Source organism: Aestuariispira insulae, from assembly GCF_003385955.1.
Classification (GTDB): Bacteria; Pseudomonadota; Alphaproteobacteria; order UBA8366; family Aestuariispiraceae; genus Aestuariispira; species Aestuariispira insulae.
The window spans coordinates 541223-554455 of the sequence record NZ_QRDW01000002.1; the positions used below are offsets into that span (position 1 = coordinate 541223).

10 protein-coding genes are annotated in these 13233 nt (G+C 57.6%); all 10 read left to right on the forward strand.

The features are described from left to right. The first annotated feature begins 22 nt into the window (after positions 1 to 22). The 10 genes from DFP90_RS08580 (at position 23) to DFP90_RS08625 (ending at position 13227) form a co-directional block, all read left to right on the forward strand. Entirely contained in the window at positions 23 to 1444 is a 1422-nt protein-coding gene (locus DFP90_RS08580) for a Do family serine endopeptidase (RefSeq protein WP_115936037.1), read from the forward strand. 1 nt (position 1445) lies between these two features. Next, on the forward strand, positions 1446 to 2762 hold the full coding sequence (locus DFP90_RS08585; RefSeq protein ID WP_115936038.1) for a replication-associated recombination protein A: 1317 nt from the start codon (positions 1446 to 1448) through the stop codon (positions 2760 to 2762). Between the two features lie 26 nt (positions 2763 to 2788). Next, positions 2789 to 3166 (forward strand): fluoride efflux transporter CrcB, encoded by a 378-nt coding sequence (gene crcB / locus DFP90_RS08590; RefSeq protein WP_115936039.1) that lies wholly within the window; start codon positions 2789 to 2791, stop codon positions 3164 to 3166. 44 nt (positions 3167 to 3210) lie between these two features. Further along, the gene (locus DFP90_RS08595) at positions 3211 to 4203 is read left to right on the forward strand and encodes an RluA family pseudouridine synthase (RefSeq protein ID WP_115936040.1); all 993 of its coding nucleotides are present in this window, start codon (positions 3211 to 3213) and stop codon (positions 4201 to 4203) included. 17 nt (positions 4204 to 4220) lie between these two features. After that, positions 4221 to 4898: an HAD-IA family hydrolase gene (locus DFP90_RS08600; RefSeq protein ID WP_115936041.1), complete on the forward strand. Its 678-nt coding sequence runs from the start codon at positions 4221 to 4223 to the stop codon at positions 4896 to 4898. Position 4899: 1 nt separating this feature from the next. Continuing rightward, a complete protein-coding gene (locus tag DFP90_RS08605; protein ID WP_115936042.1) occupies positions 4900 to 7989 on the forward strand; it encodes an AsmA family protein in 3090 nt (1029 codons plus the stop codon). Positions 7990 to 8091: 102 nt separating this feature from the next. Then, positions 8092 to 8793: an ATP12 family chaperone protein gene (locus tag DFP90_RS08610; protein ID WP_181905256.1), complete on the forward strand. Its 702-nt coding sequence runs from the start codon at positions 8092 to 8094 to the stop codon at positions 8791 to 8793. A 337-nt stretch (positions 8794 to 9130) separates the two neighbouring features. Beyond that, complete coding sequence (locus DFP90_RS08615; RefSeq protein ID WP_115936044.1) at positions 9131 to 10663, forward strand: acyl-CoA carboxylase subunit beta; 1533 nt, start codon at positions 9131 to 9133, stop codon at positions 10661 to 10663. Further along, a complete protein-coding gene (locus tag DFP90_RS08620) occupies positions 10660 to 11181 on the forward strand; it encodes a class I SAM-dependent methyltransferase (RefSeq protein WP_115936045.1) in 522 nt (173 codons plus the stop codon). The genes DFP90_RS08615 and DFP90_RS08620 overlap by 4 nt, the downstream gene beginning before the upstream one ends. A 48-nt stretch (positions 11182 to 11229) precedes the next feature. Then, positions 11230 to 13227 carry an acetyl-CoA carboxylase biotin carboxylase subunit gene (locus DFP90_RS08625; protein WP_115936046.1) on the forward strand — a complete coding sequence of 666 codons (1998 nt, stop codon included), beginning with the start codon at positions 11230 to 11232 and terminating at the stop codon, positions 13225 to 13227. Positions 13228 to 13233: the final 6 nt, after the last annotated feature.

The following is a 13233-nucleotide window of genomic DNA, read 5'->3' on the forward strand; positions in this document are numbered from 1 at the left end:
TTCGATACCTACATTGCAGATCATGATTAAGAATAGCTTGCTGAATCGGGTTGCGGCCCTGTCCCTGATTTTTCCTCTGGTATCCCTGCCGGTCGTGCCCGGTAACGCGGCTGACGTGCCGCAGAGCCGGGAACAGATCCAGCTGTCTTTTGCGCCGTTGGTGAAGAATGCATCACCTGCGGTGGTGAATATCTATGCCAAGAAGATCGTACAGCAGCGCCGTCGCGGTGCGCTTTTTGACGATCCGCTGTTCCAGCGTTTCTTTGGCAGGCAAGCCCCTCTGGGACGGCAGCGCCAGCGGGTGGAAAACTCCCTGGGTTCGGGCGTGATTGTGCGCGAGGGGGGCATCGTCATCACCAACCATCATGTGATTGGTGATGCGCAGGAGATCCGCGTGGTAATGGCGGACCGGCGTGAGTTTCCCGCTGAATTGCTGCTCAAGGATGAGCGTACAGATCTAGCGGTTTTGCGTCTGGTTGGCGCGCCTGAAGATTTGCCGGTACTGGAATTCGGTAATTCGGAAGGGCTGGAAGTGGGCGATCTGGTGATTGCCATCGGCAACCCGTTTGGGGTCGGCCAGACGGTCACCAGCGGCATTGTTTCAGGCCTGGCCCGTACATCTGTCGGGATCACGGATTTCCGATCCTTCATCCAGACCGATGCGGCGATCAATCCCGGTAACTCGGGCGGTGCCCTGATTAATCTTTCCGGCAAAGTGATTGGCATCAACACGGCGATCTATTCCAAGACCGGCGGCAATATGGGGATCGGTTTTGCCGTGCCGGCCTCCATGGCCAATGCGGTTGTGGAAAGTGCCATATCCGGTAAGCCGTTGGTTCGGCCCTGGCTCGGCTTCAGCGGTCGGGATGTGGATTATGAAACCGCCGAGGCGCTGGGCATGGACAGGCCTGGCGGGGTTTTGGTTGAATCGATTTATGACGGCAGCCCCGCTGCGGATTCAGGCATCCGGCCCGGAGACGTGATTCTGGAGGTGGATGCGCAGGAAGTGGAGGATGCGCAGACGCTCCGGTTCAAACTGGCAACCAAGGGTGTCGGCGGCCGGTCGGAGCTCGGCATTCTACGTTCGGGCGACCGGGAAACCATCGGCTTTGATTTGATTGCACCGCCGGAAGACCCGCCGCGTGATACCTATCAGGTGGGAGGGCACGGCCCGCTTGCCGGGACGGAAATTGTCAATCTGTCACCGGCTGTGGCGGATGAGGTCGGCCTGCCCACTGACCAGAGGGGTGTCATGGTGATGCGCGTGGCGGGACGGTCGCTGGCCAACCGCCTGCAGATCAAGCCTGGGACAAAAATCCTGAGCGTGAACGGCGAAGAGATTACCTCGGTTGATGATGTGCGCGCCGTTGTTGCAGACCCGCCAGGCGAATGGCATCTGGTGGTGGAACAAAATGGCCGCAAACGTGTAATTGAGGTCCGGTAAAATGTCGGACTCGGACGGATTATTCGGCGGTGGCTTCTTCGAAGCCGATGCGCCCCGCCCCCTGGCGGACAGACTCAGGCCCAAGACGCTTGAGGAAGTTGTGGGCCAGGACCATCTTCTGGGCGAAGAGGGGCCGATCCGCCGGATGATCGATCAGGGGCGTTTGACCTCTATGATCCTGTGGGGAACACCCGGCTGCGGCAAGACCACCATGGCCCGGCTGCTGGCGGATCAAACCGACCTGGCCTTCGAACCGTTGAGCGCGGTATTTTCGGGTGTTGCGGACCTGCGCAAGGTTTTTGACCGCGCCCGGGACAGGCGCATGGGCGGCAAGGGCACCTGTCTGTTCGTGGACGAGATCCATCGTTTCAACAAGGCCCAGCAGGATGGATTTTTGCCCTATGTAGAGGATGGCACGGTCATCCTGGTGGGAGCGACCACGGAAAATCCCAGTTTCGAGCTGAATGCGGCTTTGCTGTCGCGCTGTCAGGTCTTTGTGCTGAACCGGCTGGATGAAGAAGCGCTCAACCTGATGGTTGGCCGGGCCGAGGATTTGGAAGGGAGGCCCATTCCGCTTAACGCGGAGGCGCGCGCCAGCCTGCTCGGCATGGCCGATGGTGACGGTCGCTATCTCTTGAATATGGTCGAGGCGCTTTATGCGCTGGGTATTTCCAAACCCATGGATCGGGATGAACTGGCCAAGGTGGTCCAGCGCCGCCTGCCGGTTTATGACAAGGGTCAGGACAGCCACTATAATCTGATGAGTGCGCTGCATAAATCCCTGCGTGGTTCTGATTGTGATGCGGCGCTCTATTGGTTCGGGCGGATGCTGGCCGGGGGAGAAGACCCGCTCTATATTGCAAGGCGCCTGATCCGGTTCGCCTATGAGGATATCGGCATGGCCGATCCGGCGGCAGCCGTGCAGGCGCTGGCCGGATGGGATACCTATAAGCGGCTGGGATCACCGGAAGGGGAATTGGCCTTGACCCAGGTGGTGATCTATCTGGCGACCGCGCCGAAATCCAATGCGGCATACAAGGCCTTCAAAACCTGCCAACGGGTGGCCAAGGATACGGGATCGCTGGCACCACCGAAACATATTCTGAATGCGCCGACCAAGATGATGAAAGATCTGGGCTATGGAGCCGACTATGCCTATGATCATGATTCCGAAGACGGGTTTTCCGGGCAGAATTTTTTTCCTGAGACGATGAAACGGGAAAATTTCTATCAGCCGGTGGAGCGCGGTTTTGAACGTGAAATCCGCAAGCGGCTTGATTACTGGGACAAATTACGCAAAAAGCGCAACCAGAGTTAACGCAGACCAGGGATGTATCGGTTCACATGAAGATGATCATGGCCATTGCCGCCGGCGGCGCGGTGGGGGCGGTTGCCCGGCATTTTGCCGCCCATTGGGTGGCGCTGCATACCGGTGCGCCCTGGGGCATTTTCGCTGTGAATATCCTTGGGGCCGTGATCATGGGCGCGCTGGTTGAAATCTTCGGCCTTTTCTGGTCGCCTGCGCCGGAGATGAGGGCATTTCTGGCCGTCGGTATCCTTGGCAGCTTCACAACCTTTTCCACCTTCGCGCTGGATTCGGTTCTGTTGCTGAACAAGGGGCATTGGGGAACGGCGATGACCTATATGGTTCTCTCGGTTGTCTTATCCGTCGCGGGCCTGAAGCTTGGCATGCAGGCCACCAAATATTTGATCCTGAATTGATCGCCGCTGTGGCGTGTTTATGTATAGTTTTTAAGTGAGGCATTATGAGTGGGGTTCAGACCCGTTACGTCGCCCGGAACGAGGCCGATATGCGTCTCGACCGCTGGTTCAAACTGCATTTCCCGGAACTGCCTTTTGGCAAGCTGCAAAAGATCGTGCGCAAGGGCGAGGTCCGGGTCAATGGCAAGCGCGCCAAGACCAGCCAGCGCCTTGAAGTGGGCATGGCGATCCGTATTCCGCCGCTGGGGGATGCGGCGACCACGAAGGCTCCAAGCGGTGAAAAGCCGAAATATGTGCTCACCGATGCGGATCGGAAGCTGGCGCAATCCCTGGTGATTTATAAGGACAAAGATGTTCTTGCGATCAACAAACCCTCGGGCCTGGCGGTGCAGGGCGGCACCAAGATGGAGCGCCATTTGGACGGCATGCTGGAAGCGTTGACATATGATGCAGAGGAAAAGCCGCGCCTGGTGCACCGTCTGGACAAGGATACCAGCGGCGTGATGCTGCTGGCCCGAAACCGGCAGAGCGCATCGGACCTGGGCAAGGTCTTCAAGGGGCGGGAAACCCGCAAGATTTATTGGGCAATACTGGTCGGCCTGCCGGAAATGGACAGCGGTACGATCACCCTGCCGCTCGCCAAACTGCCGGGCAAGGCCGGAGAGCGCATGGTGGTGGATACCGAGGAAGGCAAGCCCTCTGTAACCGAATTCCGGGTGCTGGAGCGAGCGGGCAAAAGGCTTTGTCTGGTGGCGCTCTGGCCGAAGACCGGGCGCACTCATCAGTTGCGTGTCCATATGGCGGCGCTTGGCACGCCGATCCTAGGCGATGGCAAATATGGCGGCCAGGACGCCTTCATTGATGGCGACGAAATTGAAAAGCGCCTGCATCTTCATGCGCGCGAGATTGATATTCCTGGCAGCAATGCCCGGGTGAAGGCTCCCTTGCCGGATCATATGAAAACCACATTTAAGTTGTTTGGTTTCGATGGGTCCGACTGGTTGAATGAAGATCCGTTTGAAGATCTGATTGATTAACGCCTAGGCAGGTTTCTATGGCCCTATCCACGTTGCGTTTCGTGGTTTTTGATTGTGACGGCACCCTGGTGGATTCTCAGTATGGGATCTTTGCCGCCATGGCATTCGCCTTTGAACAGGCGGGGTTGCCGGCTCCCGCCCGGGCCGATGTGACGGCCCAGGTGGGATTACCACTGGAAGAGGGGGTGGCCAATATGCTGCCGGGTGAGAGCGCGGACCTTCACCGGAAAATCGGCCATGATTTCCATGCCGCCATCTATGAGCATAAGCTTCCGGCCACACGGCAGGCGCGTCTTTTCCCCCATTGCCGGAAAATACTGCATACCCTCAATGACGAAGGATATGTGCTGGGCATCGCCACCGGTATGGGGCGGCGCGGGTTGGAACGCACGCTTGGTGAACAGGATCTGGAGGGATTGTTCACGGTTACGAAAACCGCTGATGATGGCCCAGGAAAGCCCAATCCCGCGATCTTGCAAGATGCCATCGCGGAGGTTGGAGCGGACCCAAAAGATACGGTGATGATCGGGGATACGGTTTTCGATATTCAAACAGCTGTGAATGCCCGCACCCTCGCAATTGGCGTGGACTGGGGATATCATGGTACCGATGCCCTGAAACGGGCCGGGGCGCGGATGGTTGTTAGTGATTTCCGGGAGATCCCGGATTGCCTTGAAAAGATTTGGGTTGGCTGAGATGAAAAAATTTTTCAAGATTATCAGTGGTTTGTTTGTGGTGTTCCTGGCCATGGCCGGGATTGCGGTCGCCGTGGTTTTGAACCTGGATTACAACGAATACCGTTATCTGGTGGAAGCGGAAGTGCGCGAAGCCACCGGCCGGGATCTTGAGATCCGGGGCCGGATGGATGTGGATCTATCCCTGACGCCGTCCATCCAGCTGAATGATGTGCATTTTGCCAATGCGGATTGGGGCAGTGAAAAGGAAATGGCCAGCCTGAAACGGCTGGATGTCAAACTGGACTTGATGCCGTTGATCCTGGACGGTGTTGTCGATATCCATACCATTGAAATCGCCGGTTTGCGCATGCTGGTGGAAAAGGCGCCTTCCGGTAAAACCAACCTTGAATTTGAACCCGCGAAAGGCGGTGGTAAGTCCTCTGGTGGCAGCCAATCTTCCGGCGGCGGTTCCGCCGGTGAGGCAGGTCTGTCTCTGCCGATCCTGCGCAATGTGGACCTGTCCGACGTGAAGGTACGCTACAAGGATCTGGCCGCGGCGGAGGAGCGCTCACTGGATCTCGCCAATCTTCTGATTACCGGCAAGGGACCGTTTGATCCCCTGGCGGTCAGCCTGGAGGGCCGCGCGGATGATATCCCGATCACCTTTGCCGGTGAACTGGGCGCGCCCAATGACATGCTGAATGCGGACCGCCTATGGGTGATTGACCTGGCCGGTGATCTGGCCGGGACCAAGATTGGCCTGTCGGGTGGCATTGATGAGCCGGCCACCGGCCGCGGCATGAATGTGTTTGTCTCCGTTGAAAGTGCCGAGATCGGTACGCTTTCCCGGATTACCGAGCCACTGACCGGGGAAAAGGTCCCGGCGCTTGGCCCGTTGAATCTCTCCCTGCTGTTGAAGGGGGATGCGGACCGGTCTTTGGCAGCCAATGATATTGCAATCGACCTTGGCCGTGATCAGCTGATCAAGGCACGCATTAATGGCGATGTAGCGGATATTTTTTCACAAAAAGGGATTGCGCTGAACGCAGATCTGGCGGTGGCTTCCACCGAGCAGCTGGGTCGTGTATTGGGGCAGGAATTGCCGGATCTTGGCAGAGTGAAGGCGGCTTTCAAGCTGTCCGGCCAGCAGGAGCGCCTGGCCCTGAGCAATCTTGATCTCAATCTCTCCGGCGGCAACATCCAGGGCCAGGTCTCCGGTACGGTGGCGGACCTGCTAAAACAAACCGGCATTGCGTTGGATGTGAACGCGCAGGTGGCCAGCCTAGCCGATATCACGGAAATTCCGGATCTGGTCCTACCTGATCTGGGCCGGGTCACCCTGACAGGCACAGTAAGCGGTGATGTTGACGGCAACTTGGCAGCGAGCGGCGTGGACCTTCAGGTCGCCAGGGGCAAGGATTGGAACATCCGCACCACCGGCAGCATTGCCAATGTGAAGGATGTGCAAGGCATCGCGATGGATGTCGATATCGAAATTGCGGACACCACGCGCCTGCCGAAAATTGAAGGCGTCGAAATCCCGGATCTGGGCAAGGTCTCCGCCAAAGGCCGCCTGACCGGTGATCTGGACAAGGCCATTGCGCTGTCCAACCTGCAGGCGGAAGTGAAGCGGCGCAATGATATCGCTCTGGTCGCGACCGGATCGATCGGTGACCTGATGAAACAGCAGGGGATTGATCTGGATGTGAAGGTGAAGTCCTCCAATCTTGGTCAGATTGCTGACATTGTGCAGACCTCTGTGCCGGCGTTGGAAAATCTTGCGCTCGCCGTGCTGGTTTCCGGTGACAATGGCGGCACGATCCGGGTGCCGAGCCTGGATCTTTCGGTTGGCAAGAGCCAAGTCAAAGGCCATATCAATGCTAATCTGGCCGAGGATCGTGTGGATGTGGACGGGGCCTTGGACAGTCCTGTCCTTTATCTGGCGGACCTGAAAAAGCAGATGGTTGAACCGCCGGTTAAAACAGGCGGCAGTGATACGGCGAAAGCGGTCACAACTTCCAGCAGCAAGCAGAAATCCAGCGAAGCCGAAGCACGGGTTTTCTCAGCCGAGCCATATGACCTGGCGTTTATCAGGAAATCGCGCGCGCGCTTTGACATGAATCTGGAAAAGCTGATCATGCCCAATGGCGAGGTCCATGCGATGACCTTCAACCTGGAAGCCATGGACGGCCTGATCACCATTTCCAATATGGCGCTCAAGGACCCGGAGGCGGGGGTTCTTTCCGGCAGTTTCACCTTTGATGCCCGCAAGGATATCCCGACCATGACGGCGGTGGTGAAGACCGATGGTTATCCGATGGAGAATTTGACCAAATTCACCGATTATGACGGCCTGATCCAAGGGCCGTTCCTGCTGGATATCAACCTGCAGGCGGCGGGCAAGTCGCCTGCGGCCATGGCGGCCAGCCTGCAGGGCCATATGAAGGCGTCTGCGGTAGATGCATTGGTCGACCGCAAGAGCGCCTTGCAACTGATGGCCGGTGGGCCGTTGCTGGCTGCGGTGGTGCCGGGCGAAACCAGCGCACCATTGTCCTTACAGGAAATTGTCAGCGTGGTCCCCAATCTCTTGAGTGCGGCAACCCGTGACAAAGAACTGCCGGAACAGTTGAAGTTGCATTGCATGGTGGCGGATTATTCAGTCACCAAGGGCGTTGTGAATACCAATAACCTGTTGCTGGACAGCAAATATTTCACCAGCACGGGAACCGGCACGGTAGATCTGGGGCGTGAAACCCTGGATTTGACCATCACGCCGCAGCGCTTGTTTGGTGTATCGGAAGTAGCGGTCAGCCAGCATGTGACCGGTACCCTGAACAATCCGGTTTCCAGCACCGATGTTCTGGGGTCTGCGCTTGGCACGCTCGGGAACTTACTGAAGCTGCCGATCAATACCATGCAGGCGGTTGGTGTGCCGGTGGGCGAGGAAAGCCCCTGCGTCAACCTGCGGCCCAGCAACCAGAAAAAGCAGCAGGCCACCCAGCCCGCGGCCCAGCCGCAGCAGCAGGAGCAGAATGCGGAGCCCAAAAAGCCGAAAGAACAGTTGAAGGATGCGGGTAAGGAATTATTGAAAGGCCTGTTTGGCGGATAATTTCAACGGCTTGCCGGATATTGGCAGGATTGAATTGAAAAATGCGGTCGCCAATGGCAAAAAGCGGCCGCATTTTTCTTTTCCCATCCGGAGCCAGAACCGTTGAAAAAGATCTTCAAACTCGCCGAAACCAAGCCGCTGGAGAATGGCAGCCATACCGTGACCCTGGATGGCCGTGTTTTGAAGACACCGGCCAAGGCGGCCTTGGAACTGGCCAGCCTGGCCCTAGCAGAGGCGGTGGCTGAGGAATGGAATGCGCAGGAAGAGAAAATCGACCCCGCGACCATGCCCATGATGACCTTGGCCAGTACGGCGATCGATCGGGTGGGCACCCAGATGGATCATGTGGCGGAAACCATCAGCGCTTATGGCGGAACCGATCTTCTTTGTTACCGCGCGGATGAGAACCAACCCGATCTGCATGAAAAACAGGTCAAACAATGGCAGCCCTGGCTGGATTGGGCGATGACCGCTCTGGATGCGCCGCTCACCTCCACGAGGGGGATCATGCATGTGACGCAACCGGAAGAGAGCCTGGCCGCCCTGTCGCGTGTTGTTGCGCAATGTAACGCCTTTGAAATGGCCGCATTGCATGAGTTTACCACCATGACCGGATCACTGGTGCTGGGGCTGGCGGTGCTGCGTGAGGAAATAAGTGCTGCCGATGCTCTGGAGGTGAGCCTCTTGGATGAGCTGCATCAGGCAGAGCTGTGGGGCGAGGATGAAGAAGCCGCAGCGGCGCGCGAAAAACGGCAGGGCGACATGGCTAATGCCGAACAGTTCCTGAAACTGGCCCGGGCCTGACGCCTTTCATCAAAGCGATTCGCGTCTGCTGAGGATCGCTGACCGCTAAATGCAGCAATCATACCCTTTTGCTGTTTGCGTCCCCGCTCTTGGCGGAGGCCGTCGGTGCATGTGAGTCCTTCAATGCAGATATTGTAACTGTCTGTTAAAATGGAATTTATTTGTTTTTCCATACGCATGCGTATGTTTTTTCTTGCGTTCTTCAATCCGGTTGCGTAAATAAATCACAGAAAACCATACGCATGCGTATGTTATTATGCTCAACTTGGGCGGCTGACTATGCCATCATGGCGGCCCAGACAAATTACGATAAATCGCACCGAGCGGGAGAGTGTTCATGGAAGAAATCATCCGGCAGCTTGAGGAAAAGCGGGATGCCGCGCGCCTGGGCGGCGGGCAGAAGCGCATCGATGCCCAGCATGCCAAGGGCAAGTTGACGGCGCGTGAGCGGATCGAGTTCCTGCTGGATGAAGACTCTTTTGAAGAATGGGACATGTTCGTCGAACATGACTGCACCGATTTCGGTATGGAAAACAACAAAGTGCCGGGTGATGGCGTGGTTACCGGCTATGGCACGATCAATGGCCGGCCGGTATTCGTCTTCTCCCAGGATTTTACCGTTTTTGGCGGTTCGCTCTCGGCGGCTCATGCGCGCAAGATCTGCAAGGTCATGGAACAGGCCATGAAGGTGGGGGCGCCGGTGATCGGATTGAACGATTCCGGTGGCGCGCGCATCCAGGAAGGCGTGGCCAGCCTTGGCGGTTATGCCGATGTGTTCCAGCTGAATGTGCTGGCGTCTGGCGTGGTGCCGCAGATATCCATGATTATGGGGCCTTGTGCCGGCGGCGCTGTTTATTCCCCCTCCATGACCGACTTCATTTTCATGGTCAAGGACAGTTCCTACATGTTCGTGACCGGCCCGGAAGTGGTCAAGACGGTCACCAACGAAGATGTCACTCAGGAAGAGCTGGGCGGGGCGATGACCCATACCTCGCGCTCCGGCGTTGCCGACAAGGCCTTCATGGATGATGTGGAAGCCCTGACCCAGCTGCGCCGCTTCATGGGCTTTGTGCCGTCCAACAACCGGGAGAAAGCCCCGGTCAAGCCGACCGCCGACCCGGCCAACCGGCCGGAAATGTCGCTTGATACATTGGTGCCGAAAAACCCGAACAAGCCCTATGACATGAAGGAACTGATCTTCAAGGTCGTGGATGAGGGTGATTTCTTCGAGACCCAGCCGGAATATGCCGCCAACATCATCACCGGCTTCGGTCGCATCGAAGGCCATCCTGTCGGCATCGTCGCCAACCAGCCGATGGTCCTGGCGGGATGTCTGGATATCTCCAGCTCCATCAAGGCGGCGCGCTTTGTGCGCTTTTGTGATGCTTTCAATATTCCGCTGGTGACCTTTGTTGATGTGCCGGGCTTCCTGCCCGGAACGTCCCAGGAATATGGCGGTATTATCAAACATGGCGCGAAGCTGCTTTATGCTTATGCCGAGGCCACCGTTCCCAAAGTCACCGTGGTGACCCGGAAAGCCTATGGCGGGGCCTATGATGTAATGAGTTCCAAACATTTGCGCGGGGATGTGAATTATGCCTGGCCCAACGCGGAGATTGCCGTGATGGGCGCGAAGGGGGCTGTAGAGATCATTTTCCGGGCCGACCGGGATGATCCGGAAAAGATCCAGGCGCGCACGGACGAATATCAGCAGAAATTTGCCAACCCCTTTGTCGCCAGCGCCAAGGGCTTTGTCGATGACATTATCCGGCCGCATAATACCAGGCCACGCCTGGCCCGTGCCCTGCGTATGCTGAGGAACAAGAAACTGGACAATCCCTGGAAGAAACATGGGAACATCCCCCTGTGACGCCATTGCGCCTGCATATTGGCGGCAAAGAGCCGAAAGCGGGCTGGACGATCCTGAACGCGCAGCCGGGCGATCATGTCGATATCGTCGGGGATTGCCGGGATCTTAGCCAGTTTGCCGATGGCAGTGTGGCGGATATTTATATCAGCCACACCTTGGAGCATTTAAGTTACGCGGGGGAGTTGGTCCCGACCTTGAAAGGGTTTCACCGGGTCATGAAACCGGGGGCCAGGTTGTTGATCAGTGTGCCGAATATGGATGTTCTCTGCCGGATGATCACCCATGAAGGAACCGACACCAAGATGCGTTACCAATTGATGCGCATGCTGTTCGGCGGCCAGGTGGATGATTGGGACTATCATAAGGTCGGGTTCACGCCGGACCTGCTGGCGGCCTTCCTTGGGGAGGCCGAGTTTGAAACTGTTGAACAGGTCCCATTTTTTGGCCTGTTCCAGGATGCCAGTGAATTGAAGATCGGCAATGTGCCGATCAGCCTGAATGTGATCGCCTATCGGTGATCATGCGGGTGAATGACGAGATATAGCAACAGGGGCTCAGGGAAAGATATGTTCAAAAAAATCCTGATCGCGAACCGCGGTGAAATTGCGTGCCGGGTCATCAAAACCGCCCGCAAAATGGGGATTGCAACCGTTGCCATCTATTCAGAGGCCGATGCGGATGCTTTGCATGTGAAAATGGCCGACGAAGCGGTTTGCGTGGGCCCGGCGCCCAGCGCCGAAAGTTATCTGGTGATTGATAATATCCTGGCGGCGATCCGCCAAACCGGGGCTGAAGCGGTGCATCCGGGCTATGGATTCCTGTCCGAAAACCGGCATTTTGCCGCCGCGCTGAAAAAGGAAGGTGTTGCCTTCATCGGCCCGCCGGAAGGCGCGATCCAGGCCATGGGCGATAAGATTGAAAGTAAGAAGATTGCTGAGGCCGCGGGCGTCAACACCGTGCCGGGGCATCTGAAAGCCGTTTCCGACCCGGAAGAGGCAGTGCAGATTTCCAACGATATTGGCTATCCGGTGATGCTGAAAGCCTCTGCCGGGGGTGGGGGCAAGGGCATGCGCCTGGCCTGGAATGATGATGAGGCGCGCGAGGGCCTGGTCTCGGCCATGAATGAGGGGCGTAATTCCTTTGGCGATGATCGTGTTTTCATCGAAAAATTCATCGAGGAGCCGCGCCATATCGAAATCCAGGTAATGGCCGACAGCCATGGCAATGCCATTTACCTGGGTGAGCGGGAATGCTCGATCCAGCGCCGACACCAGAAAGTGCTGGAAGAAGCGCCAAGCCCGTTCCTGGATGAAGAAACACGCGCCGCCATGGGCGAACAGGCGGTGCAATTGGCCAAGCAGGTGGATTATTGTTCCGCCGGCACGGTGGAATTCATCGTCGATAAGGACCGCAATTTCTATTTCCTGGAAATGAATACCAGGCTCCAGGTGGAGCATCCGGTGACCGAACTGGTGACTGGCCAGGATCTGGTGGAATTGATGATCCGGGTGGCCGATGGGGAAAAACTGCCCCTGGCCCAGAAGGATGTCACCCTGACCGGTTGGGCGCTGGAAGCCCGGCTTTATGCCGAGGACCCGGAGCGCGGCTTCCTGCCCAGCACCGGGCGTCTGGTGGATTATCTGCCGCCGGAAGAAAAGGATAATGAGGTTCGGGTCGATACTGGCGTGGTCGAGGGCGCGGAAATATCCATGTTCTACGATCCTATGATCGCCAAGCTGATCACCTATGGCGATAGCCGCGAGCAGGCGATCGACAATATGCGCGAAGCGCTGGACCGTTATTATGTGCGCGGGCTTTCCACCAACCTGGCCTTCCTGGCACAGCTGTGCCGCCATGAGCGGTTCCGCAGCGGGGCCATGACCACCAACTTCATCGCCGAGGAATATCCGGACGGCCTGACCCCGGAATTGCTGGTGCCGGAAGATCCCAAACTGTTTGCCGCGATCGCCGCTGTCATCCAGTCCCGTGTTGATGAGGAAGACGGCAATATCTCGGGCCGGATCACCCCGGCGGCCCCGCTTCGGGCGACGGAATATAGCGCCTTCCTGGGCGACCAGGACCGACCGGAGCTGGAACTGGTTGTCAATCGGGTGGAAGATCGCGACCGGATCGAGGTGGAAGGCCGGGTGATAGAGGTCTCCAGCGGCTGGAAACCGGGTGAGGGACTGTTCCGGGGGCTGGTGGATGACCGCAAAGTGGTGATGCAGATCGACCGCCATGACAGTGGGGTGATTTTGACCCATGACGGGGCCCGCACCCGGGTGCAGGTGGTGCCGAAACGCCTGGCCCATCTGGTTCGGCTGATGCCTTACAAGGCCCCGCCGGACATGTCGAAATTCCTGATCTCGCCCATGCCGGGCCTGTTGGTCAAACTATCGGTCGCGGAAGGTGATCAGGTCAAGGCCGGGGCGGAATTGGCGGTGATTGAGGCGATGAAGATGGAAAATGTCATGCGCGCCAGCCAGGATTGCGTGGTCACCAAGCTTCATGCCAATACAGGTGAAAGCCTGGTTGTCGACCAGAAGATCATCGAATTTGAATGATCGTCC